The following is a 25009-nucleotide window of genomic DNA, read 5'->3' on the forward strand; positions in this document are numbered from 1 at the left end:
TGAATGATGCCGCCTGAGAAAAAGGAAGTCCGTCCGTCGAGCCGGGGGGGACGCGCCCGCACGCCTGCCTTCCTGAAGAACCAACGCGGTGTGAAGAACTGGAAGGAAGCCAGCGCCTGGCTCGAATGGCGCGGCATCGAGGACATCGAGTGCATCACGCCTGACCAGGCGGGCGTCGCCCGCGGCAAGATGATGCCGTCGAAGAAATTCACCTCCAACACCTCGCTGGCGCTGCCTTCGGCCGTCTTCATGACGACGATCTCCGGCGGCTATCCCGAGGACGGCAACGGCTTCCACTATCCCGAGGATGACGGCGACCTGAAGCTTCTGCCCGACCTCTCGACGCTCACTGTCGTGCCCTGGGAAGAAGACCCGACGGCAGCAGTGATCTGCGATCTCGTTCACCAGGACGGCCGCTCGGTCGAGTTCACGCCGCGCAACGTGCTGAAGCGCGTGCTTGCGGCCTATGACGAGCGCGGGCTGAAGCCGGTGGTGGCGCCCGAAATAGAATTCTATCTGGTGCGCAAGAACCCCGATCCGGACTATCCGCTGACACCGCCCGTCGGCCGTTCGGGTCGGCCGATCGGCGGCGGCGCCGGCTATTCGATCGCCGGCGTCAACGAGTTCGACGAACTGATCGACGACATCTACCACTTCTCGGAACGGCAGGGCCTGGAGATCGACACGCTGATCCATGAGGAGGGTGCCGGCCAGCTCGAGATCAATCTGCGCCACGGCAATCCGATCGAACTCGCCGACCAGGTCTTCATGTTCAAGCGCACCATCCGCGAGGCGGCGCTTAAGCACGAGATCTACGCCACCTTCATGGCCAAGCCGATCCAGGGGCAGCCGGGCTCGGCCATGCACATCCACCAGTCGGTGATTGACAAGAAGACCGGCAAAAACATCTTCTCGGCCGAGGACGGCTCCGAGACCGACGCGTTCTTTCACTTTATCGGCGGCATGCAGAAGCACGTGCCGAACGCGCTGGTGATGTTCGCGCCCTACGTCAATTCCTACCGCCGGCTGACGCAGCAGGCCTCGGCCCCGGTCAACAACAAATGGGGCTATGACAACCGCACCACCGCCTTCCGCGTGCCGCGCTCGGATCCGGCGGCGCGACGCGTCGAAAACCGCATCCCCTCCTCCGACGCCAATCCCTACCTGGCGCTGGCGGCGTCACTTGCCTGCGGGCTGGTCGGCATAAACAACAAGATCAAGGCGGAACCGCCGGTCCTGACGACCGCCAATGCGGATGAAATCGACCTGCCGCGCGGCCTTCTGGAGGCCGTCGGCCTGTTCGAGGACGACAAGGAGCTCGGCGCCATCCTCGGCAAATCCTTCGCCGCCACCTATACCGCGATCAAGCGCGCCGAGTTCGAGACCTTCATGGAAGTGATCAGCCCGTGGGAGCGGGAGTATCTCTTGTTGAACGTATAGGGCACTGATCATGCCCTACCAATCCCCCATCTCTCCCGGCCGCTCGTGGTACGAGGATACGGCCGGGCCTCGGCCCGAATACCCTTCGCTAGATGGTGATCGCCAATGTGACGTCGTCATTATTGGCGGCGGCTTCACTGGCTTGTCGGCAGCCGCGCACTTGGCGAAGACAGGCGCAAATGTCGTCCTCATCGAAGCCCATCGCCTCGGCGACGGCGCGTCGGGGCGCAATGGCGGCCAGCTCGGTACCGGGCAGCGGGCCTGGGCGGAAGAATTGGAGGCCGAGTACGGTCTCTCCCGCGCCAAAGCGCTGTTCGACATGGCCGAAGAAGCCAAGGCGCATCTGTTCGACTTCGCCGCCGCCAATGCCATCGAGATCGACTATATGCCGGGTCAGCTTTCGGTCGCGCACAAACGGCGCTACGTCGACGACTACAGGCGACACGCCGAGGTCATGGCGAGCCGCTTCGGCTATCCACATATTAGCTTCATGGACGCAGCGGAGACGGCGGAACGGCTGGGCTCGACGCGCTATTTCGGCGGCACCCGCGACACCGGCACGGGCCACATACACCCGCTGAAGCTGGTGATCGGCACGGCGAAAGTGGCGGCGGCCGCCGGCGCGCATCTCTTCGAGCAGACGCCCTCCACCGGCATCGTGTCCAATGGCGGCAAGGTGACGGTCAACACGCCCAGAGGCACGATCACGGCCGACAAATGCTTGATCGGGGTCAATGCCTATGGCGGCAATCTGGAGCCGGTGAGCGCGGCGCACATCATGCCCATCGGCTCCTTCATCGGCGCGACCGTGCCGCTCGGCGCGGCCCCCAAGGTGCTGCCGGGCGGCGAGTCGGTCGACGATTCCCGCTTCGTGGTGCGCTATTTCCGCAAGTCGAAAGAGGGGCGGCTCCTGTTCGGCGGCCGCGAGGTCTACGCCGTCAACGATCCGAAGGACATCCATATCCACATCCGCAGGCAGATCGCCGAGCTCTACCCGGACCTGAAGGATGTCGAGATCACGCATGGCTGGGGCGGCTATGTCGGCATCACGGTGCCGAGAAAGCCGTTCGTGCGCGAGGTGATGCCGAAGGTGATTTCGATAGGCGGCTATTCCGGCCACGGCGTCATCTTGTCGAACTTCTTCGGTAAGCTCTATGCCGAGACCGTTGCCGGCAATCGCGACCGGCTGAAACTGATCGAGGATCTGAAAATCCCCGCCTTCCCCGGCGGCCGCCGATTTCGTGCGCCGCTCTTGTTTCTTGCGCTCAACTGGTTCGCGTTGCGTGACAGGATTTGAAGCTGGCTGCCCAGCCTAAGCCTCGATTCGAGGCCGGCGGCTTCCATGCGGCAGGTTGTGGAAGCCTTAACAGTCACGCAGAATTTCGCAATTTGGCTCACTCATGCCATAATCAGCAGTAAAAGGTGCAATCATGGGCGAAAATTCGGGGATTTAGCGGGCGTTGCCCGCAGTGATTTAGGGACCGATGCCGATCCTTACGGCAATGATCGATAGAACGTCGGCCCGCTTGTTGGAGGTGGTTTGAGTGAACGAGCCCTTCAGTTTCGGCGCGCCGGAACGGCAGCGCTTTACAATGCAGTTCGGCTATAGCGTACGACCGTCCTTCTGGCAGAAGGTACAATCGAACGCGCATCTGGTCATTGCGGCGGTCGGCACCGCCGCGCTGCTCGGCGTGGCCGCGGTGGCGCTGTGGCTGTGCGTTCCGGGCAGTGACCGGCAAGTGACTGCGGCAAATGCCGCGCAGATCGTTCCGACAATTCCGGTGAAGACCACGAAAGTCGCTCCGGCGGCAGCGGCGGTCGCCGTGGCGACGGCGCCGCAGGCCGCGCGCAAGGGGGATGCGGTGACGCCCACGACGGCGGCCCGCGAAGCCAACATTCCTGCCTTGGCATCAAACAACCCTCGCTGGACGGCTTCCGACGCCAAGACGCCACCTGCCCCGGCCGAGAACCAGCCAGCTCCATCCAAGCAGGCAGCCGACACGGCCCCTGCGCAATCGACCGATACGGCCTTTGCCGAGGCCGATGCCGAGAACGAGGCCGCGAACGCGCTGTCGCAGGTCGCCGGTTCCGCCAGCGAGACAGCAGCGAAGAAGCCGGGCGACACGATGGATGGCGCCCAAACCGCCGCCATTCCCGAAGCCAAGCCGCAGGTTGCAGATCCGCAGCCGGCAGCGACGGACAGCTCGGCACAGCCCGAGCCGAAAGCTGAAAAGGCCAGCGCGGCCGCAAACGGGCGCGTCTTGAGGGCTGTGACCATGCGCTCGGGCCCGAAGAAAGGTGCCGCCGTAATCACTACGGTGCCGGCCAAGGCATCGGTGCAGGTGATGAATTGCAAGAAATGGTGCGAGATCGTCTATAACGGCAAGCACGGCTGGGTCTACAAGAGCTACGTCAAGACCGGCGCCTGACCGCATGCACCACCTGAGGCGGCTCAGATGCAGCGGCCGCCATCGACCTCCAGCGCCACGCCGGTGATGAAGGCGGCTTCGTCCGAGGCCAGCCACAGCGCCGCGTTGGCGATGTCGAGCGGTGTCGAGAGCCGGCCGAGCGGGATCGAGGCGCGGAACTTTTCGCGGATTTCAGGCGTGTCGGCGCCCATGAACTTCTCCAGCATGCCGGTTTCGCCGGCGACCGGGCAGAGGCAGTTGACGCGGATGTTCTTCGGCGCCAGTTCGACCGCCATCGACTTGGTGGCTGTGATCGCCCAGCCCTTGGAGGCGTTGTACCAGGTCAGGCCCGGCCGCGGTCGAAGCCCGGCCGTCGAGGCCGTGGTCAGGATCACGCCGCCGCCCTGCCGGTCCATGATCGGCACGACGGCAAGCGCTGCGTGATAGATCGCCTTCATGTTGACCGCGGTGATCAAGTCGAAGGTTTCCTCGTCGACGCCGAGCATATCGCCGTTGCGATGGGTGAAGCCCGCATTGTTGACCATGATATCGATGCGGCCGAAGGCGCTCTCGGCGGCATAGATCATCTCGTCGAATTCGGAGCGCTGGGACACATCGGTCTGAGTCCAGATCGCGTTGGGACCGATCTCTTCGGCCACCCGCTCGGCGCCCTTGGCGTTGAGGTCGGCGACGACCACGCGCGCGCCCTCTTCGGCGAAGCGCTTCGCCATGCCCTCCCCGAAGCCCGACGCGGCACCGGTGATGATGGCTACCTTGTTTTCCAGACGCATGGTTTTCCCGCTCATTGGATTCCGCAACTATCTCCCTTAGCTTTCGTCACATTCGCGTTCTATGGTGCGGCCGCGAACGTTGCCGGAAGCCATGGCTTTGCCGACAGGCCGATCGGCGGCGCAAGTGTCCGCAAACAGGTAGGCCGATGCAACAGCAAGCGATTGGTCCTGCCTGTGACACCATGGCACTGGAAAATTTAATCGATTAGAATATACCAACCATGCTGCCGGCGTAGGCATCAAATCGGACTGACCATGACCAGCCAGATCATCCCTGTCGATCCTTTCGATTTCATCATCTTCGGCGGCACCGGCGACCTGTCGGAACGCAAACTCCTGCCGTCGCTCTACTATCGCCAGTGCGGTCACCAGTTCTCCGAGCCGACGCGCATCATCGGCACCTCGCGCGCCAAAATGACCGATGCCGAATTCCAGACCTTCGCCAAGAAGGCGATATCAGACCACGTGAAACCTGCCGATATCGATCCGAAGGAGCTGGAGATATTCCTGGCAAGGCTCTCCTACGTGTCGGCGGACGCCACGACTGGCGCCGGCTTCGATAAGTTGAAGAAGGCAATCGGCGACAGCGACTGCATCCGCGCCTTCTACCTTGCGGTGGCGCCGGCGCTGTTCGGCGACATTTCGCACCAGCTCAAGGAGCACAAGCTGATCACGCCGAACTCGCGCATCGTGCTGGAAAAGCCGATCGGCCGCGATCTGACCTCGGCGCGGGCGCTCAATGACGCGGTCGGTGACGATTTCCACGAAAGCCAGATCTTCCGCATCGACCACTATCTCGGCAAGGAAACGGTGCAGAACCTGATGGCGCTGCGCTTTGCCAACGCGCTCTACGAGCCGCTGTGGAACTCCGCCCAGATCGACCATGTTCAGATCACGGTCGCCGAGACTGTTGGTCTCGAGGATCGCGTCACCTACTACGATAAGGCAGGCGCGTTGCGCGATATGGTGCAGAACCACATTCTGCAGCTGCTCTGCCTGGTGGCGATGGAAACGCCGTCGTCGATGGACGCGGATGCGGTGCGCGACGAGAAGCTGAAGGTGCTGCGGGCGCTGAAGCGCATCAACGGCAACGAGGCGCCGAAGCACACGGTGCGCGGCCAGTATCGAGCCGGCGCTTCGGCCGGCGGGCCGGTCAAGGGCTATGTCGAGGAGCTCGGCAAGGACAGCAACACCGAGACCTTCGTCGCTGTAAAGGCCGAGATCGGCAACTGGCGCTGGGCCGGCGTTCCCTTCTATCTGAGGACCGGCAAGCGGCTCGCCACCCGCGTCTCGGAAATTGTCATCGAGTTCAAGCCGATCCCCTATTCCATATTCGGCGACAGCGCCGGGCCGATCTTCCCCAACCAGTTGGTCATCCGCCTGCAGCCGGACGAGGGGGTGAAGCAGTTCATCATGATCAAGGATCCGGGGCCGGGCGGCATGCGGCTGCGGCAGATCTCGCTCGACATGAGCTTCGCGCAGTCCTTCCAAGGCCGTGCGCCGGACGCTTACGAGCGGCTGATCATGGATGTGGTGCGCGGCAATCAGACGCTGTTCATGCGCCGCGACGAAGTCGAGGCGGCCTGGAAATGGATCGACCCGATCCAGAATGCCTGGGAGAGCGCCAGGCAGGAGGCGCAGGGCTATACGGCCGGAACCTGGGGGCCGTCGGCCTCGATCGCTCTTATCGAACGTGACGGACGGACATGGCACGAGAGCAATTGAGCCAAGTCCGCTACGGCTGGAACGGCTTTGCCGACCGACAGGACCTGGCGACGGCGCTGGCCGGACAGATTGCCGACCGGTTAACCAGCGCCGTCGCGGAACGCGGCACGGCGCTGCTCGCGGTGTCCGGCGGCACCACGCCGGCGAAATTGTTCGCCGTGCTGTCGACCACGCGCATCACCTGGGACAAGGTCACCGTGACGCTGGTCGACGAGCGTTTCGTGCCGCCGTCCTCGCCGCGCTCGAATGCCGGGCTGGTGGCGGCGAACCTGCTCCAGAACAAGGCCGCCGCGGCGCGCTTCGTACCGCTCTATCATGAGGCGGCAAGCATTGAGGATGCGGCGGCAAAGGACAGCGAGGCGCTCAGATCGCTGCCCTGGCCGCTCGACGTGGTGATCCTCGGCATGGGCGCCGACGGCCATACGGCATCCTTCTTCCCGGATGCCGGCAATCTCGAGGACTTGCTCGACCCGGCCTCGCAGCGGATCGTGCTGCCGGTGCATGCGCAGAGCGGCGGCGAGCCGCGGCTCACGCTGTCGATGGCGCGCATCATCGCCGCCGGTTTCGTCGCGCTCCATATCGAAGGCGAGGACAAGCGCGCCGCGTTCAACGGCGCGATTGGTCCCGGCGCGAAAAAGCCCATCCGCAGAGTGCTCGAGGCGGCGCCGAGACGGATAGAGGTGTTCTGGGCACCCTGATTTCAGATGAGGACAGTCCGGTGACAAAGGGAGGACGTCGCCGGGCTCGAAAGGACGGAGCATGACAGCCAGACGCGATATCGAAGCCATCACGGAACGCATCCGCCACCGTTCGAAAGCCGGCCGCGAAGCCTATCTCGGCCGTATCGCGGGGGCTTCCAGCCGCACCGCAAACCGCGCGGTGCTGGGCTGTGGCAATCTCGCCCATGGCTTTGCCGTGTGCAGCCCGTCCGAAAAGATCGCGCTCGGGGGCGACCGCGTGCCGAACCTCGGCATCATCACCTCCTACAATGACATGCTGTCGGCACATCAGCCCTTCGAGACGTTCCCGGCGCTGATCAAGGAAGCAGCGCGGGAAGCGGGCGGCATCGCTCAGGTCGCGGGAGGCGTGCCGGCGATGTGCGACGGCGTCACCCAAGGCCAGCCCGGCATGGAGCTTTCGCTGTTCTCGCGCGACGTGATCGCCATGGCGGCGGCGATCGGCCTGTCGCACAACATGTTCGACGCGGCCGTCTTCCTCGGCGTCTGCGACAAGATCGTGCCCGGGCTGGTGATCGCGGCACTCACCTTCGGGCATTTGCCTGCCGTCTTCGTCCCGGCCGGGCCGATGACGACCGGCCTCGCGAATGACGAGAAGGCCAAGGTCCGCCAGCTCTATGCCGAAGGCAAGGTCGGCCGCGCCGAACTACTTGAGGCGGAGTCCAAGTCTTATCACGGGCCGGGCACCTGCACCTTCTACGGCACCGCCAATTCCAACCAGATGCTGATGGAGATCATGGGCCTGCATACGCCCGGCGCCTCCTTCGTCAATCCGGGCACGCCGCTGCGCGACGCGCTGACCAGGGAAGCGGCGAAGCGCGCGCTGGCGATCACCGCGCTCGGCAACGCCTATACGCCGGTCGGGCGCATGATCGACGAGCGCTCGATCGTCAACGGCGTCGTCGGCCTGCATGCCACCGGCGGCTCGACCAACCATACGATCCACCTCATCGCCATGGCCGCCGCCGCCGGCATTGCGCTCACCTGGCAGGACATTTCCGACCTGTCGGAGGCCGTGCCGCTGCTCGCACGCGTCTACCCGAACGGGCTTGCCGACGTGAACCACTTCCACGCGGCAGGCGGGCTCGGCTTCCTGATCCGCGAATTGCTCGACGAAGGCCTGTTGCACGAAGATGTGCAGACGGTGTGGGGCGAAGGGCTGCGGCCCTACGCGGTCGAGGCGAGGCTTGGCGACGACGGCAGCGTGCTGCGCGAAGCGGCGCCGCTCAACAGCGGCGACGAGAAGGTGCTTGCGCCGGTCAAGAAAGCGTTCCAGCCGACCGGCGGACTGAAGGTGCTTTCGGGCAATCTCGGCCATGCCGTGATCAAGACCTCCGCGGTCAAGCCCGAACGGCGCGTCATCGAGGCGCCGGCCAAGGTGTTCGACAGCCAGCAGGGCCTGAATGATGCTTTCAAGGCCGGCCAGCTTACCGGCGACTTCGTCGCCGTGATCCGCTTTCAGGGGCCGAAGGCCAACGGCATGCCGGAACTGCACAAGCTGACTACTGTGCTCGGCATCCTGCAGGATCGCGGCCAGCGCGTGGCGCTGGTGACCGACGGGCGCATGTCGGGTGCTTCCGGCAAGGTGCCGGCGGCGATCCATGTGACGCCGGAGGCGGTCGAGGACGGGCCGATCGCCAGGATCCATGACGGCGACATCATCCGCCTCGATGCGGATGCCGGCACGCTGGAGGTGCTGGTGCCGGGGACGGAGTTCGCGCTGCGCCGCACGGCGGAAGCCGACCTCATCGGCAATGAGTTCGGATTCGGGCGCGAGTTGTTCGCGGGATTCCGGCAGTTGGTCGGGCGAGCCGATCATGGCGCGGCGGCATTCGCGAACGCCTGACCTCTTCCCCCTGATCTCTTCCCCAATGCGCCTTACCAAAAGGGCGGCTCGGAGCCGCCCTTTTCGTTTCGTTCGCTAACCGCAGACCTACTGCACGGTGATCTCGGTCCGCTCGCCGGCCTTGATCGTCACCGGCACTTCCTTCTCCTGGCCTTCAGCCGACATGTGCCGCACGACGACATAGTCGCCGGCCGGGATCGTCTGCTGCCAGCCATCGCCATAGGTCAGGCCGAGCGACTTGCGCTTGCCTTCCATGTCCTTCTTCGACGAGAACACCTCGATCGAATAGGCGCCGGGTGCCGACATCGCCAGCACGCCGGCGCCGAGAGCCACCTTCACGTCCTGATTGTCGCCGGCCTTGATGCTGAAGGGCTGTTCCACGACGGCAAGATCGAGCGTGGTGAGCGCGACATAGTCATCCGGCGGCAGCCAGAACTTGCTGTCCGGACCATAGGAGTGCTCCACGCTTTCACGCGAGCCGTCGATCTTCTTCTTCGCCTTGACGATCTCGAAGCCGATGCCGGAATTGTCGGCCTTGTCGCCGCCGACGGTATAGTAGGCATTGAGCACGGCATGGCCGACGCCGACGACGATGTCCTTCTCGACGGTCTGTCCGGCGGCAAGCTGGATGGTTTCGGTCACGGTGCCGGCACCGATCTGCACCGTCACCCTCTGCTCGCCGGCGGGTACCGTGGCCTTGGTGTCGCCATAGTGCGTGGTGCTGCCGCCCGGATAGGCGAAGTCGACACGCGCTTCGCCGCTGATCTCCGAGCCCTGGCTGGCATGCGGGTGGATGACCAAAGTTCCGGCGTTCAGCGTGAACAGCGGGCTGTAGGTCTTGCCAGCCTCTATCTTGATCTTCTGCTCGCTCCTTGCCTCGTCGTCGCGGCCGACGACGATGTAGTCGCCCGGCTCGAGATTGGTCTTGAGCACGCCATACTCGGTCGTGACTTGGTCGCCGCGCGTGCCGTCGGCCGCGGCTTTGTAAATCTCCCAGGCATTGCCATCGGTGATCGGATCGCCACCCTCGGCCATGACCACGCTCGGTGTGAAATTGAATTCAGGCTTGGCCGGCTCGGGAGCGGGAGTCGGCGCCGGTTCGGGAGCCGGCGCGGGAGCCGCAACGGTCTCGACCAGCGCTTCCTGAAGCGCCTTCTCGTCCGAGGCCTGGATGTATTTGCCGCCGGTGTTTTCGGCGAGGCAGGCGATCTGCTTGCCCTCGTCGGCGGTCAGCCCGAAGCCGACGACATCGGCGGTGAAGTCGACGCCGCTTTGCTTCAGCTCCTTGCCGAGTGCGCAAGGATCGCCGCCGCAGGTCTCAAGCCCGTCGGTGATCAGCACCACGGTTGCCTTGTCCTCGGTGTACTTCAGCGCCTCGGCGGCCTGCTTCACGGCGGCCGTGAGTGGCGTCTTGCCCAGGAATTTCATGCTGTCGGCCGCCGCCGAAATAGCGCTGGCGGAGCCGGCCTGCGGCGGCACGATCAACTCGATGTCGTCACAGCTGCCCTTGGTGCGATGGCCATAGGCCATGAAGCCGATTTCGTCGTCGGCCGGAACCGACTGCAGCACGGTGCGCAGCGATTCACGCGCGATCTCCAGCTTCGGCTTGCCGTCGATCTGGGCCCACATCGAGCCCGACGCATCGAGGATGATGATGACCTTGTTGGCGGCAAAGCCAAAGCTGGTCATCGAAAAAAGGAGGATCGCCGCAGCGGCGCTCCGCATCAGTCCCGCCATCAAAATCTCCTGAGAACAACCCTCGTCCGCGCTGCGAAGGCTATTTGACGCGGCCCCTGGAGACAAGCCCGCCCGAGAATGAAGGGCGGTCGCTCTAGTAGGTGGTGCGCCGCTCTTCCGAGGGCGGGCGACCGAACTGCAGCCGGTAGCTCTGCGCGAAATAGGAATGCGAGGTGAAGCCCGTGGCGATCGCCACGTCGAGGATCGGCATGTTGGTCTGGCGCAGCAACTCGCGCGCGCGTTCGAGCCGCAGCCGCATATAGTAGCGGCCGGGCGTCACGCTGAGGTGACGCAGAAACAGGCGCTCGACCTGGCGAACCGAAAGGCCGGCCGACTTGGCGAGTTGCACCGCCGACAGTGGCTCGTCGAGATGGTCGGCCATCAATTCGACGATACGCCTGAGCTTTTCCGACTTGCCGGTGAGATCGCGCTCCGGTCCCACGCGCTGGCGGTCGCCTGCCGAGCGGATGCGCTCGTGCTGGAACTGATTGGCGACGCCATTGGCAAGGTTGGAGCCGAAATCGCCGCGCACGATCTCCAGCATCAGGTCGATCGAGGTGGTGCCGCCGGCGCAGGTGTAGCGCTTGCGGTCGATCTCGAAGACATTGCCGGTGCAGTTGATGTCGGGAAAGCGCTCCATGAATCCGGCGCGGTTCTCCCAATGGATGGTGCAGCGATAGCCGTCGAGCTGCCCGGCTTCGGCCAGCAGATAAGAGCCGACCGACAGCGCGCCCAGCGCATTGCCGCGCCGGCCCCAGCTGCGCAGCGCCGCCAGCACCTTGCTCTTGCCGGGGAATTCGGTGGTGAGCCCTACCGAGACGAACAGGATGTCGACCGGCGGCATGTCGGCGACGGAATAGTCGATCTTCAGCGGCAGGCCGTTGGAGGCCATGACCGCGTCGCCATCGGCCGAAATCGTCGTCCAGCCATAGAAGTCGCGGCCGAGCAGGCGGTTCGCCGAACGGAAGCAGTCGATGGCCGCGGCCAGCGAGAACATCGAGAATTTGTCGACCAAGAGGAAGCCGAACTGGCGGCCGCCCTGAACGGGATCGTTCGTGATCGGCCGCTCGAGAGCGGGATGCGACTGGGTCGAGTGGGGCATCCTGCTCTGTCCCTTTATTTCAGCCGCATTTGTGCAACGCCAAGTGGTTCCACTTGGCTGCAAAATGCTGGGGAACAGTCAGGTTCGGCAACGCCAAGGCTTTCTCAAATCAGAAGGACGGCCGCTTCAGTCCGGCCGCGAGGTAGGCGGAAGCTACAGTGTTCGCCATCAGCATGGCAATGGTCATCGGCCCGACGCCGCCCGGCACCGGCGTGATGGCGCCCGCGAGCTTGGCCGCCTCGGCATAGGCGACGTCTCCGACCAGGCGGCTCTTGCCTTCGCCCTTCTCGGGCGCTGGGATGCGGTTGATGCCGACGTCGATGACGGTCGCGCCGGGCTTCACCCAGTCGCCCTTTACCATTTCCGGGCGACCGACGGCGGCCACCAGGATGTCGGCGGTGCGGGCAAGCGCCGGCAGATCCTTGGTGCGGCTGTGGGCAATGGTCACCGTGCAGTTGGCGGCGAGCAGCAGATTGGCCATCGGCTTGCCAACGATGTTGGAGCGGCCGACGACGACGGCGTTGAGGCCTGACAGGTCCTTGCCGCGCACGCGCTCGATCAAAAGCATGGAGCCGGCCGGCGTGCAGGGCACGAATGCGGTCTCGAGCTCGCCGGTGCCGAGCTTGCCAACGTTGATGAAGTGGAAGCCGTCGACATCCTTTTCCGGCGCGATCGTCTGGATCACCTTGCCGGCGTCGATATGGCCGGGAAGCGGCAGTTGAACGAGGATGCCGTGGATCGAGTTATCGGCATTCAAGTCGCCGATGATCTTCAGCAATTGTTCCTCGGTGGTGTCGGCCGGCAGCGTGTGCTGGAGCGAATGGAAGCCGCATTCCTTGGCGGTGCGCGATTTCGAGGCGACATAGACCTGGCTTGCCGGATCCTCGCCGACGATCACCACCGCAAGGCCGGGCTTGGTGGCGCCTTTGCCCGAAAGCTCCGACGTCAGCGCCTTGACCTTCGAAACCACATCCTCGGCGACACGCTTTCCGTCGATCACTTCGGTCATCACGAACTCTCCGTTTTGAGGCCGCATCGATGCGTGCCCCATGCCTCACTCCCGCATCCCGATCCGCCGACGCAGGGCGAAGTCGGCCGAAATGCAGCGCGGCATTTTCACGAAAATTCGACAAGGCAATCCCGTCAAAGCGTCGTCGGATGCCGTAAACCCGAAACCGGCTGCTTTTATCGAACCGCAAGCGGTTTAGAAACACGGGCGATCTGGAAATGCGGGCGCTTTAGAAATAGCGGCGCGCGCGGCTTTCGGTCAGCTCGCGCACCGCCTCGCGGAATTCGCGCAGGCTAGCGCGGATCTCGTCGATCTCGCCCTGCTGGTCGGCGGCTGGCTGGCGAATCTCGCCACTGGCAGGAGATTGCTGATCGTAAGAGGCGGGCGATGCCGAATGATGATCCTCGTACGGATCGGTCCGGCCATGGTCCGGCCGATATGAATAGGAATAGCCCTGCTCGTATGGCGGCCGGAAATTCTCCCGCGCCTGTGTCTCGGCCCCGGTATGGCGCTCTTCACGTTCAGGCGCGCGCCAGGCGCTTTCGGGCGGGACAGAGTCCAGATCGACCATTTCAGCCGGCTCGCGCCGCATGAGATAGCGAACCGCCGAGGCCAGCGAGCCGAAGAGTCCCGCACGGCCGGCGTCGTTGTCGGGCGTCGGTGGCGGCGTGACGGATTGCGCCGGAGCCGGCGCGGCGGCCGATACCGGCGGAGGGGCCGAGGGTGAGGCAGGCGGCGGCTTAAGCGAAGCGGCTGGGGGCGGCGTGTAAGATGCCGCCGCTGGGTGCGGCGCGAATGACGGAGCTGGCGGCGGCTTGAATGACCGAACCGGAGGCGGAGCAACAGGTGGAGCCGGCGGCGTCACGAGCGGCGGCGGCGCCGGCGGCGGAGCGGCCCGGTTGGAATTGCTCTCCACCATGGGACCACGCTCATCGACCCTCCGCCGCGAGCGGTTGTCGGCCGTCTCGCGCAGGCTTGCATAGACGCCGCGCAGCCCGCCGAGGCCGATGCCGGCGAACAGGCCGGCGAACAGGCCTGCCAAGGCCATCACCGCGCGCGACGGCCCCTTGGCCTGCAGTGGCGCATAGGCATCCGAAATGACGCTGATGTTGGCGGTGTTGATATCCTTCTGCTCGCCGGTTTCCTTGGCGCGCAGCAGGAACTGCTCGTAGACCGAACGCTTGGCGGCGGCCTCGCGCTCCAGCTCGCGCAGCGAGACCAGATTGTTGTTGACGTCGCCGCTCTGCACCTTGGCTTGCGCCAGGCGCGACGACAGGTCCTGCTCGAGCTGGACGGAGCGCTTCAGGTCGACCTGCAGCGAGGACGCGATGCGCTGCAGCTCGGCGCCAATGCGCTCACGCGCGCCGGCGAGCTGGGCGTTGAGCGCCCCGATTTCCGGATGCCGCGGTCCGAGCTTGACCTCGGCGCGGTCGGCTTCCTGCTTCAGCGCCGCGTATTGCGAGCGCAGCTCGCTCATGATGTTGGAGTTGATCTCTTCCGGCAAAGTGCCGCTGAGGACCGAATTGACGTTCAGCGAGCGTGCCGAGGCGGCGCGGGCATTGAGCTCGAGAGTGCGGGCGCGGGCGACGGAAAGCTGCTCGTTGAGCTTGAGCATCTGGTCGTCGCTGATCAGGTGGCCCTGCGCATCGACAAGATCGTGCGTCGCTCTGAAATCCTCGACGTTGCGCTCGGCGGTCTCGACGCCCTTGCGCAATTCGTCGAGCCTGGCGGTGAGCTCGTCATTGGCGCGGCCCGCCGTGCTGGACTGGATCTCACTGGATATCTGCCTGAAGGCCTTGACCATGGTGTTGGCGATCAGGGCGGATTTCTCCGCGTTCTGCGTCGTGGCGCTGACCGAGACCACGAAGGTCTTGCCGCCACGCTCGACGTCGAGGCTTTCATACAGATTGCCGACCGCCAGCGCGCGCTTACGCGCCTCATCGGCGGCGCCCGCATCCTGCCGCGACAGGAGCGAGCGGAGTGTCGACATCAGGCCAAAGCCGCCCTCGCCCTGGCCGTTGAATTCAGGGTCGTTGGTGAGGTTGAGGTCGGTGACGACCTTGTTGAGGACGGTTCCCGAGGTCAGGATGCGGACCTGATTCTCGACGATGGCGAGCGTCGCATCCGAGGCGACCACGTTCTGCGTCAGGTCGCGATCGGTGAGCTTGAGGTCGCGCGGGTCGACGATGACGTCGGTGGTGGCTTCATATTTCTTTGGTGTCGACAACGCGATGGCAACGCCGAGCGCGGCACCAAGAATGGTCGTCGACAGGATCAGCGCCTTGGATCGCGTGATACCGTGAATGACCTGCATCGGGTCGATCAGCGGTTTCCATTCCTCGATATCGCCGCCGGCCGGCGGCCGGCCCGCATGAGGTTCGGGAGCGGCTTGCGGCTGATGGCTCTCCGACGGGGATTCATAGAACGGCCCGGATGAAGCGGACCGATTTCTTGCGTGCCAGTCATACTCGGTTTCGACCGGCTCCGATTCCGCTTGCACCTGATCGGGGCCAAATCCTTCGGTATCGCCGGGGCGCGGATTCAGCTTTTCTTCGCGCTCGGAACGCGCGGCGCGATGGCGCGCGGCTGCGTCCTCGCGCCAGGAGGAATTGCCCCGGCCGCCGACTGAAACCGTGTTGTCGTCGCCACGCATGGCTTGGCCGAGCGCGAGCAGAGAACGCTCGCGCCTCCAGTCATCACGGTTATCCCTGTCGACCATTGTCCTGGAACTTGCTCTCTGGCGGCTTGGGCACGCGGATCGGCCAATCGTTAAGCCACGCTAAACAGGCATAGGAAACAAACGGTTAATTTTGCGCCCCGGCTGGCACAGTTTTCACCTTTGTTCACGGCATTTCAGCGCCGTCGGGACGGGCGCCAGAACGCCGCGTTAAGTTTTCCAGCCTATCTATCGCCCCCGATATGACCCAGGCCAGCGACATGCCTCAAGGGCGGAGCTTCGCGCGGATCGGCCACTTCGTGGCCACCCGCCGGAAACTGGTATTCGACTATTTTTCGGCGATCAGCGGCGCCGGCGGCCGGCTGGTGTTCTCGCTCGCCTATTTCATCGCTTTGGCCAACACGCTTTCGATCGCCGAGTTCGGCATGTTCGCGACCGCCTCGGCCGCCGGCATCATGCTGTCGCGCATACTCGCCTTCGGCTTCATCTCGGCGCTATACCGCACCGCCACGATCCGCCCCAACCTGATCGGCACCTTCACCGCCGGGTTCCTGCTTCTCGGCGCCTTATCGCTGCCGTTCCTCGCCGCTGCGTCCTACGTCGTCTACCTGATCTTCTTCGCCGGCACCGTGCCGCTATCGGCCTTCGCCGCGGTCGTCTTCGCCGAGGCGCTGTTGTGGCGGCCGGTCGAAGTGGCGCTGATCGTCAACAACGGGCTCGGCAAGTTTGGGCGCGCGGCGATGCTCGCCATCCTGGCGACGGCGCTCAGGGCAGTCGGCGCGATCCTGTTCATGCTTGCCGCGCAGCATACGATCGGCGTCTGGTCGCTGTTCTACATCGGCGCCAACGCCGCCTCGCTCGTCGTCGCCTCCGTCTTCTTCTATCCGCGCCAGCGGCTGCGGCTGCGCGCCGAACTCTATTTCAGGCGGCTCGCCGATTCCATCTATGTCGCCGGATCCGAAGTGCTGTTCTATCTGCAGATGGAGTTCGACAAGCTCCTGGTGCTGTCTATCGGCGGACCGCATCTCGCCGGCATCTACTCCATCATCATGCGGCTGGTCGATCTCACCGCGATCCCGATCCGCACCTTCTCGATGATGCTGGTGCAGCGCATGATGCGAGCGCCGGAGTTGTTGTCGCGGCTGGCGGTCAAGAGCGGCATCGAAGGCGGCGTGTTCCTGGTCTCGACGCTGGCGCTGGCATCGCTCGGCATAATCCTGCACTACTTTCCGAACGCGCTCGGCAAGAATGTCGCGGAGGCAGCGCCACTGGTCGCGCTGGCTGTCTGCGTGCCGGGGCTGCGCAACCTCGTCGAATACCAGGCCGAGCTTCTCTTCGCGCGCGGCCAGACGGCGGTCAGGGCAATCAATCTCGGTCTGCTCGCCGGATTGAAGGCAGTGCTCTTGATCTATGTGCTGACGACGATCCCCGACACGCCCAACCTGGTGTTGTCGCTCAACATCGTCTTTTTGCTGCTTTACCTCGCCTCGATGCTGCTGACTTATTCAGCGATGCGCCGGCCGGCCAAAGCCATCTGAGCCTTACGCGGAAAGACCGATCAGGCGGCGGATGCGGCCGATATCGGTGCCGATGAAGGATTGCATCCCGATCGCCACCTGTTCCGGCGCCATGGTGTCGACGAAGCGGCGGAACTCGTCATCCGAGAGCGGCTCGCCATTCCAGTGGACGCGGCAGAACTCCTCCGAACCGTGGAAATGGCCTGCGCCTTGAAGCACGTCGTCGATGTAGCGACCATAGATCATGCATTCGGAGAACCGGCGCGCCGAGCCGACGACGCTGACCCAGTCGCGGCCATGCACCTTCTCGATGCGCTCGCACATCGCGTTGACCGTCTCGCGGCGCCAGGCGATCAGCGTCGAGATATAGTCGTGGCTCGACGCATTGGCGGGATCGATGCCGAGCGCGGCGCCAGCGTTGCGCGACCAGATGCGATGCTCGTCGTGGCCATCGTTCGACAGCACGCCGTCGCGCCGGAACAGCCGCACCTTGCCGTCGCGCCAGAAGGCGCCGGTGTCGAACGGCTTCAGGAAGGCAACGTCGGAATCGCAGAAGACCAGCACGTCTTCGCTTGCCTGCCCGGCAATGGCGATGCGGCGCAGCTGCTGCACATGCCAGCCGCGCAGCGGCTGCGTTTTGAGGCTCAGCCAGACGCGGCGGCGAAAGCCGCTCAGCGGATCGTCGAAGACATGCAGCCAGCGCGGCAACAGGTCCCGCTCATCGACAACGCTGCGGCGGCTGCCTTCCAGCTGGCGAAACAGCGCGACGTCGCGATGGTCGGTGAGGATGTAATGATGCGCCATGCCGGTGACGTGGCGGTCGATAGTTTCGCACAACAACCGGCAGCGCTCGAGATCGGGGGCATAGCTCGCGGTGACGATCGCTGCCAGAGGAGCACGCGGCAGCGGTTCTATAGCGGTGGCGGTATCCGGCACGAAGCGGCTGTTCACCGGCGCGCCTCCAGCCGTCGCGGGCCGAGCGACAGCTTCTGCCTAACGACGCGCCACAGAAAGAGCGGATTGCCGACGATATAGCGGCGCCACAGTCGGCCGGGTTCGATCCACAGGCGGAACAGCCATTCGACCCGCAGCCGGCGCAGCCATAGCGGCGCGCGCGGCACCGAGCCGCTCATGAAATCGAGCAGCGCGCCGACGGCCACCGGCAGCGTGCAATGGCGGCTGTCGATGTGGCGCTCGATCCACAATTCCTGGCGCGGCACGCCCATGGCGACGAGCAGGACATCCGGCCGAAGCCTGGCGATGCGCTCGAGGATCGCCGGCTCCTCGGCGGCGGAGAAGAAGCCGTCATGGACGACGACGAATTTGTGCTGCATGGCGAGCGTCGAGAGCTTCGCGGATGCGGCTTCGGCATTGGCGCGCGTCGTGCCGAGCAGCGCCACCGTCAGCGGATGCGACGAGGCCTGCAGGAAGGCCGGAATGAAATCTGTACCGTTGAGATTGCTGGGGAAAGGCGCGCCGTAAAGCAGCTTTGCCGCCATGTCGACGCCGACCCCGTCGGGCAGGATGAGGAAGTTTTCCAGCGCCTCGGCAAATACCGGGTCGGTGCAGGCAAGGTTGGCGTTGTGGGCGTTGAGGAAGCTCACCTTGGTGAAGCGACGCTCGTCGATCAGCCTTGTGAGCAGAGCGATGGCCTCGTCCCAGCCTATGGCCAGCACCGGAATGCCCAAAATGGTCTTCAAGATATCGAAGCCGAAGGCGGCGCGCGCGCTGTGCATGTTCATGCGGCGGCCTCCTGCAAGACGGCGCCGAGCTTCTCCAGACCAAGGCCGATCGCGGCGTCGAGCGCCTTCAACTGGCGGCGGTGGAAGGCGCTGCCATCGACGTCCCGGAGATTGGCCGCTGCCGCCTGCAGCGCCGCCGCGAAAGCAATCGGATCGTCGGTCACGATGCAATTGTCGGGTCGATAGCCGATGCCGCGCAGCGAGCGGCTGGTGGCGACGGACGGCAGGCCGAGCTCGAAGGTCTCGATGGTCTTCAGCTGCACCCCGCTGCCGGCGGTGCTGATCAAGGGAATGACGGCAGCGCTGCGCACGAAGGCCTGCGCATCCGGAACCCTGCCGACGAAGGAGACGCCGGGATGCGGCGAGCTGACGCCGGAAGGCAGGTTGCCCGCGATCCTGATGCGGAAATCCGGCTTCAGATGCGGCACGACCTTCGTCAGGAACCAGTCGAGCCCGATGCGGTTGGGCTGCCAGGTCCAGGTGCCGATCAGCGCCGCGTCGCAATCGATATGGCGCTTCGCCTTGCTTGTCGGCGCCTGCGCGCGGATCACCAGCGGCAGCACCGCCGAGCGTCCGTCGGAGGCAACGCCAAGTGCCGCGCGGTCTTCCTCAGCCAGCGTGAAAACAAAGCGGGCGTCGCCGCACAGGCGCTCCTCCATGACCTTGAGGAGCCTGGCTTCGCGGCGGAACATCCAGCGCTGAAGCACGCTGCCGGCCGCGGCCGCATTTTCCTCAGCCGAGCGATGCTCGACATTGTGCGCGACGAAGACGAATGGACGGTCGGTGAGCACCTTTTCAAAGGCGCCGGCGAACTGCACCGAGTTCAGCACATAGCCGTCGAAAGGACCGGCGCGATCGATGGCGGCGCGGACTTGCGCGTCGGAAACGACGCGCAGCTTGACCGAGGAGAAGGTAAGGCCAGAGAGAACCGCCTTGCCCAGCCAGGCAAGCTTTTGCAGCGGCGGAGCGCTTTCGGTGCGAACTTCGACGGCGTCGAGCACGACGGTGTTTTGCGGATCGGACGGGGTCTTTCCCGGCCAGATGAAGCCGATCACCGTCACGCGCACGCCGGCGCGCCGCAGCGCGTCGATGATCGCGGCATTGGCAATCTCGTAGCCCGAGGCGAGAGCGCCATCAGGCACGATCGATGTGGCAAACAGCAGATGCATCTCACCTATCCTTGGCTGCATCCGGTAGCAAAACGCGGTGAAGCCTTGATTAAATGGCATTGTCAAAGGCCGAGAACCCGATTTTTCCGACAGACGGGCGAGAAGGTGATTAACGAAACGTTATCACCGCGATGCTATCGAGGCTCAAACCCACGCTGCTGGAAACGGATGATCCCTTTGCCGTCCGACGCTTCTGTATCGATCGCGGGACGGTCGCCGGGACTCGCCGCCGAGAGCGTCGAAGCGGTCGTGACGCTGCCGACCTTCAAGCGGCCGCAGCAGGTGCTGGAAACGCTGGCTTCGCTCAAGGCGCAGCGGACCGACCGGCGCTTCGCCGTCATCGTCATGGAAAACGAGGCCGAAGCGCGCGAGGGCGCTGCCGCGGTGCTGCCGCTGTTCGAACGCGGCGAGATACCCGGCCTGGTCATCATCGCGCATGAGCGCGGCAATTGCAGCGCCTACAATGCCGGCTGGCAGACGGCGATCCTGCAGTTTCCCAATTTTCGCCACCTGCTGGTCATCGATGACGACGAGATCGCCGAGCCAGACTGGCTGGAGCGCATGTGCAAAGCCGCCGAGGCCCTTGGCGCTGACATTGTCGGCGGCCCGCAGGTACCCATCTTTGCCGACGCCTCGCATGCCCGATGGGCCGAGCACCCGGTGTTCGCACCGCCCTACCGGGAAACGGGCCGCGTGCCGGCACTTTATTCATCCGGCAACCTGCTGGTGGGGCGCAACGTGCTCTCGGCCATGGGACCACCCTTCCTCGACCTCAGGTTCAATTTCATGGGCGGCGGCGATTCCGACTTTCTCAGCCGGTCCGCGCAGAAAGGCTTCGTTCTCGGCTGGTGCGCCGAGGCAAAGGTCAACGAGACCGTGCCGGCCAGGCGCGTCGAGGCCGACTGGATCCGCGCCCGCAGCCTGCGCAACGGCGTGATCTCGACGCTTGTCGAAAAGAAGAAGCGGGCCGGCACGCCGTTTGCCGGCGCGAAAATTTTCCTCAAAAGCCTGGCGCTGCTTGCAGCCTCGCCGCTGCGCGGCGCCGTTCGGCTGGCGCGCACCGGCTCGCTGACGACGAGCCTCTATCCGGTCTATGTCGCGCTCGGCCGGGTGCTCGCCGAATTCGGATATGCCAATGAGCAGTACCGGCAGCCTGAGAAGAATTGAGCGCGCGCCGCTCAGCGCCGCCTTCACAAGGGAAGGTGTGGCGACGGGTATTGCCGCGCTCTTGTTCACCGTCATCATGGTCTCGTTCCGGCCCTTCCAGCCGGCAGGCGCGGAACTGACCGGCGACGGCGGCGACATCGTCAACCAGCTCGGCTTCGGCTCGCTCGGCGCGGTCTCCACCTTCTCGCTGCTCGCCTTCGCCGATCCGCGCGTGGTGCGCTCGCTGGTGAGCCCATCCTGGGCGCTGATGCTGGGCTTCTTCTTCCTGTCGGTGGTGCTTGCCACCGATCCGCCCGCGGCGATGCGCGCCGCCTCCTTCACCATGATCGGCATCATCACCATGGCGACGATCCTGGTGCTGCCGCGCGACGCTGACTCTTTCGCCAGGGTGGTCATCTTCACCGCCGTGGTGGTGATCGGCCTTTCCTATATCGGCCTGATCGTCTTCCCGCACGAAGCGCTGCACACCGCCGACTCGCAGGAGCCGGAGCACGCAGGCCTATGGCGCGGCGTCTTCACGCACAAGAACATCGCCGGGCCGGTCATGGCCTGTTTCAGCTTCGCCGGACTCTATCTGTTCCGGCGCGGCCAGCGCTGGTGGGGCGCCGGCATCTTCTGCGCGGCAATGGTGTTCATGCTCCACACCGGCTCCAAGACGACCGCCGGCCTCGTCCCGTTCTCGATCATGATCGTCGTGCTGCCGAGCCTCATCGGCATGCGGCTGGGCACGCCTATCCTGTTCGCGCTGGCGATCATCGCGACCGCCGTCGGCACGCTCGGCATCGTCTTCATCGCGCCGGTGAAACATCTGGCGGCAATCTATTTCCCCGACCTGACCTATACCGGACGCACGACGCTTTGGGAGTTCGCCGGCGAGATGCTGGCGAAGAAGCCCTGGACCGGCTACGGCTACGAAAGTTTTTGGGGGACGCCGCTGCTGCTCAACCAGGACCAGCCCTTCGACCGGCCCTGGGATATCCGCACCATCGTGCATGGCCATGACGGCTATCTCGATATCGCGGTTCTGATGGGCATCCCGGCGCTCTGCGTCGCTGCCTACACCTTCCTGATCGCCCCCTTGCGCGACTACATGCGCATCCCGGCGCGCAAGGAAAACATCTTCCTCGGCGACTTCTTCATGATGGTGGTGCTGTTTACGGCGCTGAACGGTTTCCTGGAAAGCTTCTTCTTCCATCGCGGCGATCCCGTCTGGCTGTTCTTCGTGCTTGGCGTGCTTGGCTTAAGGCAAGTCTCGCTGCGGCCGATCCCGGTTCGCCTCTCTCACTAGATCAGGATGACGTTTCGTTGAACCGCCATCCTGATCTGTTCTTTGTTGAAGCATGATCTTCTCCGAAAACCGGTTCCCACTTTTCGGGATCATGCTCTAATCCTGGACTGTCGATCTTCCGCCACTGGACTTTTCCAGCGCTCTGCAATTGTCTAAGGAAGCCTTCTTTTCGGAGGCTTTCATGACGATCAGGCTCGTTCTCGCCGGTTGCGGCAATATGGGTTACGCCATGCTCTCGGGCTGGCTAAAATCCGCCAGGCTCGAGCCGCAGGCAGTGTTCGTGGTCGAACCAAATGCCGAATTGCGCCAGCGCGCCGAACATCTCGGCTGCCGCGCCGCTGCCGACGCCGCAGCCATCCCGGCCGACGCCGTGCCCGATCTCGTCGTCATCGCGGTGAAGCCGCAGGTGATCCGCGAGGTGACGGCGCAATACAAGCGCTTCGGCGACGGCAGGACCAGCTTTCTCAGCATTGCCGCCGGCACGCCGGTCGCCACTTTCGAGGAAGTCCTGGGCGAGCTCGCGCCGGTCATCCGCTGCATGCCGAACACGCCGGCGGCGATCGGCAAGGGCATGATGGTGGTATTCTCCAACCCGCTGGTCTCCGACGACATCCGCCGCTTCGTCCTTGAGCTGCTTTCGGCAAGCGGCGTCGTGACGACGATCGACGACGAGGGCCTGATGGACGCGGTGACGGCCGTCTCCGGCTCCGGCCCGGCCTATATCTTCCACTTCATCGAGGCGCTGACCGTTGCAGCCGAGAAGGCCGGCCTTCCCGCCGAAACCGCCAAACTGCTTGCCATGCAGACCGTGTTCGGCGCCGCCTCGCTCGCCGCGGAAGCAGACGAGGAGCCGGGCGTGCTGCGCCAGCAGGTGACCAGCCCCAACGGCACCACCGCCGCGGCTTTGGCCGTGCTGATGGGCGGCGACCGCCTGACGAAGCTCGTCACCGAAGCCGTGGAAGCCGCGCGGCTTAGGTCGATAGAGCTGGGGAAATAACCTTCGTTCCGTAGAGCATGTCATCCTGAAGCCGGCGCAGGGCGTAGAGCCTCGTTGTCCGGTCCGGCACGGCATTGTCCTCGGTCAACAGCTCGCCCTTCTTCACCTGCTTCAGCACCTTGCCGCTTTCGAGCAAGCCGACCGGGACGGCGCGACTGGCGCGGGCGTCGGTGACGGTCATGGTCCAGGAGCGGTAGCAGGTCTCGCCGATGGCATCGAAGGTCTCCCCGGCGGCAAGGTCGCGCTTGGCGACCGCGCAGACTTCCGCCACCGGCCTCGGCAGAGGCACCATGTCGGGCTTGCCGTAGAGCATGATGCGGGCGGCGGTGAGCGGCACCTCCAGCGAAGTCAGGTGATAGGGCCGGAACAGGCCGTAATAAGGGCCTTTGCCGACATGGAGATCGTCCATGCGCTCGACGACACGCGGATGTGTCGCCTCGACGATGACGAAAACGCCAGGCGCCACCCCCTTGCCGATCGTGTAGTCGACGACGCCTTTCCTCGACAGGAGGCCGCCATCCTCTTTCGGGATCAGCACCCTGGCTAGTTGGTCGCGGTCGGCCTTGGGGCCGTGCATGCCGGGAACATCCGGGACCAGGCCGGTGGCATTGGCGATGGCGCACATCTCGACCATGGTCTTCGAGCCATCGACGAACTCGACCAGCATGCGCGGCTTCATGTTGCGGCGCGCCGCCTCTTCCCGGTAATCATCCGGAACGGCGTCGTGGTTGAGCGGATTGTTCTTGCCCTTGCCGGCCGCGACGATGCTTAGCCCGAGCGCCGAGGCGAACTCGATCAGCTCCATGCAGCTCGAAGGTTCATCGCCGGCGCCGACCGAGTAGACGACACCCAGCCGATCGGCCTGCTGCTTCAAGTAGCAGCCGATGGTCACGTCGGCCTCGACATTCATCATCACCAGATGCTTGCCATGCTCCATCGCCATCAGGTCGAAATCGGCTGCGACCCCCGGCTTGCCGGTGGCGTCGATGACGACGTCGATGAGCGGGTTGGTGACCAGCATCTCGTTCGAGGTGATGGCGATCCTGCCGCCTTCGATCGCCCGGGTAACCTTGGAAGCGGTTTCGGCCTCTACCGCCATCGCCTCGTCGCCATAGGCGATGCGGATCGCCTCACGGGCGGTGTGCGGACGGCGCGTGGAGATGGCCGCGATCGAAATCCCCGGCATCAGCATGCCCTGCGTCACCAGATCGGTCCCCATCTCGCCGGAGCCGATGATACCGAGCCGCACCGTCCTGCCCTCGGCGGCGCGTCGGGCAAGATCGCGGGCAAGCCCGGTCAGGGCGATATTGGTCATGCAAGAAAATCCAAGGCTGTTTGCTCGGCACCCGCAATACCGGGAACGATCCGCGTTTGCCAATCAAACCAGGCTGAAATGGCGATTTCTTGCGCATGCTTTGCAAGGCCGCAGCAGATTTCACGGGAGCTTGTGCATGGCTGCCGCACGATTCGCCGTTCTTTCAGGCCATTGACATTGCATCCCGCTTTGAACTGGGAGAGTCCTGGCGAGCGCACCCGGTTTCTGTGCCATTTTTGCTACAGGCTTTAACCCTAATGCCGGAAATCGCAATTTTAGCGCGTGTCTAATCCATTATATGCTCACAACCTCGAAAAATCTGATAGATACTGGCTGAAGGCT

19 protein-coding genes are annotated in these 25009 nt (G+C 64.5%); 10 read left to right on the top strand and 9 right to left on the bottom strand.

All coding sequences use genetic code 11. The features are described from left to right. Positions 1-3 precede the first annotated feature (3 nt). The 3 genes from LB553_RS19125 to LB553_RS19135 all read left to right on the top strand — a co-directional run bounded on the left by LB553_RS19125 (position 4) and on the right by LB553_RS19135 (position 3869). A complete protein-coding gene (locus LB553_RS19125) occupies positions 4-1440 on the top strand; it encodes a glutamine synthetase family protein (RefSeq protein ID WP_411962247.1) in 1437 nt (478 codons plus the stop codon). Between the two features lie 10 nt (positions 1441-1450). Next, a complete protein-coding gene (locus LB553_RS19130; RefSeq protein ID WP_224515788.1) occupies positions 1451-2737 on the top strand; it encodes an NAD(P)/FAD-dependent oxidoreductase in 1287 nt (428 codons plus the stop codon). Positions 2738-2984: 247 nt separating this feature from the next. Further along, positions 2985-3869, top strand: a complete 885-nt coding sequence (locus tag LB553_RS19135; RefSeq protein ID WP_224515791.1) for an SH3 domain-containing protein — start codon at positions 2985-2987, stop codon at positions 3867-3869. Between the two features lie 23 nt (positions 3870-3892). On the opposite strand, the gene LB553_RS19140 is transcribed toward LB553_RS19135, so the two are convergent. Next, complete coding sequence (locus LB553_RS19140) at positions 3893-4639, bottom strand: SDR family oxidoreductase (protein WP_224515827.1); 747 nt, start codon at positions 4637-4639, stop codon at positions 3893-3895. 255 nt (positions 4640-4894) lie between these two features. Between LB553_RS19140 and zwf the strand changes: the two genes are divergently transcribed. From zwf to edd, 3 genes are all read left to right on the top strand, one after another. Beyond that, positions 4895-6364, top strand: coding sequence for a glucose-6-phosphate dehydrogenase (gene zwf / locus LB553_RS19145; RefSeq protein ID WP_224515792.1), 1470 nt, complete (start codon positions 4895-4897; stop codon positions 6362-6364). Beyond that, a complete protein-coding gene (gene pgl / locus LB553_RS19150) occupies positions 6346-7062 on the top strand; it encodes a 6-phosphogluconolactonase (RefSeq protein WP_224515793.1) in 717 nt (238 codons plus the stop codon). The genes zwf and pgl overlap by 19 nt, the downstream gene beginning before the upstream one ends. 61 nt (positions 7063-7123) lie before the next feature. After that, positions 7124-8947, top strand: coding sequence for a phosphogluconate dehydratase (gene edd, locus LB553_RS19155; RefSeq protein WP_224515794.1), 1824 nt, complete (start codon positions 7124-7126; stop codon positions 8945-8947). Between the two features lie 87 nt (positions 8948-9034). On the opposite strand, the gene LB553_RS19160 is transcribed toward edd, so the two are convergent. The 4 genes from LB553_RS19160 to LB553_RS19175 all read right to left on the bottom strand — a co-directional run bounded on the left by LB553_RS19160 (position 9035) and on the right by LB553_RS19175 (position 15514). Beyond that, positions 9035-10684, bottom strand: a complete 1650-nt coding sequence (locus LB553_RS19160) for a vWA domain-containing protein (RefSeq protein ID WP_224515795.1) — start codon at positions 10682-10684, stop codon at positions 9035-9037. A gap of 94 nt (positions 10685-10778) precedes the next feature. Beyond that, positions 10779-11786 carry a GlxA family transcriptional regulator gene (locus LB553_RS19165; RefSeq protein WP_224515796.1) on the bottom strand — a complete coding sequence of 336 codons (1008 nt, stop codon included), beginning with the start codon at positions 11784-11786 and terminating at the stop codon, positions 10779-10781. Between the two features lie 109 nt (positions 11787-11895). Further along, a complete protein-coding gene (gene folD, locus LB553_RS19170) occupies positions 11896-12795 on the bottom strand; it encodes a bifunctional methylenetetrahydrofolate dehydrogenase/methenyltetrahydrofolate cyclohydrolase FolD (protein WP_224515797.1) in 900 nt (299 codons plus the stop codon). A 229-nt stretch (positions 12796-13024) separates the two neighbouring features. Next, positions 13025-15514 carry a GumC family protein gene (locus LB553_RS19175; RefSeq protein ID WP_224515798.1) on the bottom strand — a complete coding sequence of 830 codons (2490 nt, stop codon included), beginning with the start codon at positions 15512-15514 and terminating at the stop codon, positions 13025-13027. A 200-nt stretch (positions 15515-15714) separates the two neighbouring features. Between LB553_RS19175 and LB553_RS19180 the strand changes: the two genes are divergently transcribed. Then, on the top strand, positions 15715-17010 hold the full coding sequence (locus LB553_RS19180; protein WP_224515800.1) for a lipopolysaccharide biosynthesis protein: 1296 nt from the start codon (positions 15715-15717) through the stop codon (positions 17008-17010). Positions 17011-17013: 3 nt separating this feature from the next. On the opposite strand, the gene LB553_RS19185 is transcribed toward LB553_RS19180, so the two are convergent. Genes LB553_RS19185 through LB553_RS19195 form a run of 3 tightly spaced genes read right to left on the bottom strand, consistent with a single transcriptional unit; the run spans position 17014 to position 19900 of the window. Continuing rightward, positions 17014-17940, bottom strand: a complete 927-nt coding sequence (locus LB553_RS19185; RefSeq protein WP_224515802.1) for a DUF6492 family protein — start codon at positions 17938-17940, stop codon at positions 17014-17016. Then, positions 17937-18731: a WecB/TagA/CpsF family glycosyltransferase gene (locus LB553_RS19190; protein ID WP_224515804.1), complete on the bottom strand. Its 795-nt coding sequence runs from the start codon at positions 18729-18731 to the stop codon at positions 17937-17939. The genes LB553_RS19185 and LB553_RS19190 overlap by 4 nt, the downstream gene beginning before the upstream one ends. Continuing rightward, positions 18728-19900 (bottom strand): glycosyltransferase, encoded by a 1173-nt coding sequence (locus LB553_RS19195; RefSeq protein WP_224515806.1) that lies wholly within the window; start codon positions 19898-19900, stop codon positions 18728-18730. The genes LB553_RS19190 and LB553_RS19195 overlap by 4 nt, the downstream gene beginning before the upstream one ends. Before the next feature lie 168 nt (positions 19901-20068). On the opposite strand from LB553_RS19195, the gene LB553_RS19200 reads away from it, so the two are divergent. The 3 genes from LB553_RS19200 to proC all read left to right on the top strand — a co-directional run bounded on the left by LB553_RS19200 (position 20069) and on the right by proC (position 23352). Then, on the top strand, positions 20069-21067 hold the full coding sequence (locus LB553_RS19200; protein WP_224515808.1) for a glycosyltransferase family 2 protein: 999 nt from the start codon (positions 20069-20071) through the stop codon (positions 21065-21067). Further along, complete coding sequence (locus LB553_RS19205) at positions 21036-22355, top strand: O-antigen ligase family protein (protein ID WP_224515810.1); 1320 nt, start codon at positions 21036-21038, stop codon at positions 22353-22355. The genes LB553_RS19200 and LB553_RS19205 overlap by 32 nt, the downstream gene beginning before the upstream one ends. 181 nt (positions 22356-22536) lie before the next feature. Beyond that, the gene (gene proC / locus LB553_RS19210) at positions 22537-23352 is read left to right on the top strand and encodes a pyrroline-5-carboxylate reductase (protein ID WP_224515813.1); all 816 of its coding nucleotides are present in this window, start codon (positions 22537-22539) and stop codon (positions 23350-23352) included. Here proC and LB553_RS19215 read toward each other — a convergent pair. Continuing rightward, on the bottom strand, positions 23327-24667 hold the full coding sequence (locus LB553_RS19215; protein WP_224515814.1) for an NAD(P)H-dependent oxidoreductase: 1341 nt from the start codon (positions 24665-24667) through the stop codon (positions 23327-23329). The two genes, proC and LB553_RS19215, sit on opposite strands and share 26 nt — an antisense overlap. Positions 24668-25009 lie beyond the last annotated feature (342 nt).

Source organism: Mesorhizobium sp. CA8, from assembly GCF_020164955.1.
Lineage (GTDB): Bacteria > Pseudomonadota > Alphaproteobacteria > Rhizobiales > Rhizobiaceae > Mesorhizobium.

Coding starts and splice junctions, on each gene's coding strand:
- LB553_RS19125 (WP_411962247.1), top strand. CDS start 4: ATGATGCCGCCTGAGAAAAAGGAAGTCCGTCCGTCGAGCCGGGGGGGA.
- LB553_RS19130 (WP_224515788.1), top strand. CDS start 1,451: ATGCCCTACCAATCCCCCATCTCTCCCGGCCGCTCGTGGTACGAGGAT.
- LB553_RS19140 (WP_224515827.1), bottom strand. CDS start 4,639: ATGCGTCTGGAAAACAAGGTAGCCATCATCACCGGTGCCGCGTCGGGC.
- zwf (WP_224515792.1), top strand. CDS start 4,895: ATGACCAGCCAGATCATCCCTGTCGATCCTTTCGATTTCATCATCTTC.
- pgl (WP_224515793.1), top strand. CDS start 6,346: ATGGCACGAGAGCAATTGAGCCAAGTCCGCTACGGCTGGAACGGCTTT.
- edd (WP_224515794.1), top strand. CDS start 7,124: ATGACAGCCAGACGCGATATCGAAGCCATCACGGAACGCATCCGCCAC.
- LB553_RS19160 (WP_224515795.1), bottom strand. CDS start 10,684: ATGGCGGGACTGATGCGGAGCGCCGCTGCGGCGATCCTCCTTTTTTCG.
- LB553_RS19165 (WP_224515796.1), bottom strand. CDS start 11,786: ATGCCCCACTCGACCCAGTCGCATCCCGCTCTCGAGCGGCCGATCACG.
- folD (WP_224515797.1), bottom strand. CDS start 12,795: ATGACCGAAGTGATCGACGGAAAGCGTGTCGCCGAGGATGTGGTTTCG.
- LB553_RS19175 (WP_224515798.1), bottom strand. CDS start 15,514: ATGGTCGACAGGGATAACCGTGATGACTGGAGGCGCGAGCGTTCTCTG.
- LB553_RS19180 (WP_224515800.1), top strand. CDS start 15,715: ATGACCCAGGCCAGCGACATGCCTCAAGGGCGGAGCTTCGCGCGGATC.
- LB553_RS19190 (WP_224515804.1), bottom strand. CDS start 18,731: ATGAACATGCACAGCGCGCGCGCCGCCTTCGGCTTCGATATCTTGAAG.
- LB553_RS19195 (WP_224515806.1), bottom strand. CDS start 19,900: ATGCATCTGCTGTTTGCCACATCGATCGTGCCTGATGGCGCTCTCGCC.
- LB553_RS19200 (WP_224515808.1), top strand. CDS start 20,069: ATGATCCCTTTGCCGTCCGACGCTTCTGTATCGATCGCGGGACGGTCG.
- LB553_RS19205 (WP_224515810.1), top strand. CDS start 21,036: ATGAGCAGTACCGGCAGCCTGAGAAGAATTGAGCGCGCGCCGCTCAGC.
- proC (WP_224515813.1), top strand. CDS start 22,537: ATGACGATCAGGCTCGTTCTCGCCGGTTGCGGCAATATGGGTTACGCC.
- LB553_RS19215 (WP_224515814.1), bottom strand. CDS start 24,667: ATGACCAATATCGCCCTGACCGGGCTTGCCCGCGATCTTGCCCGACGC.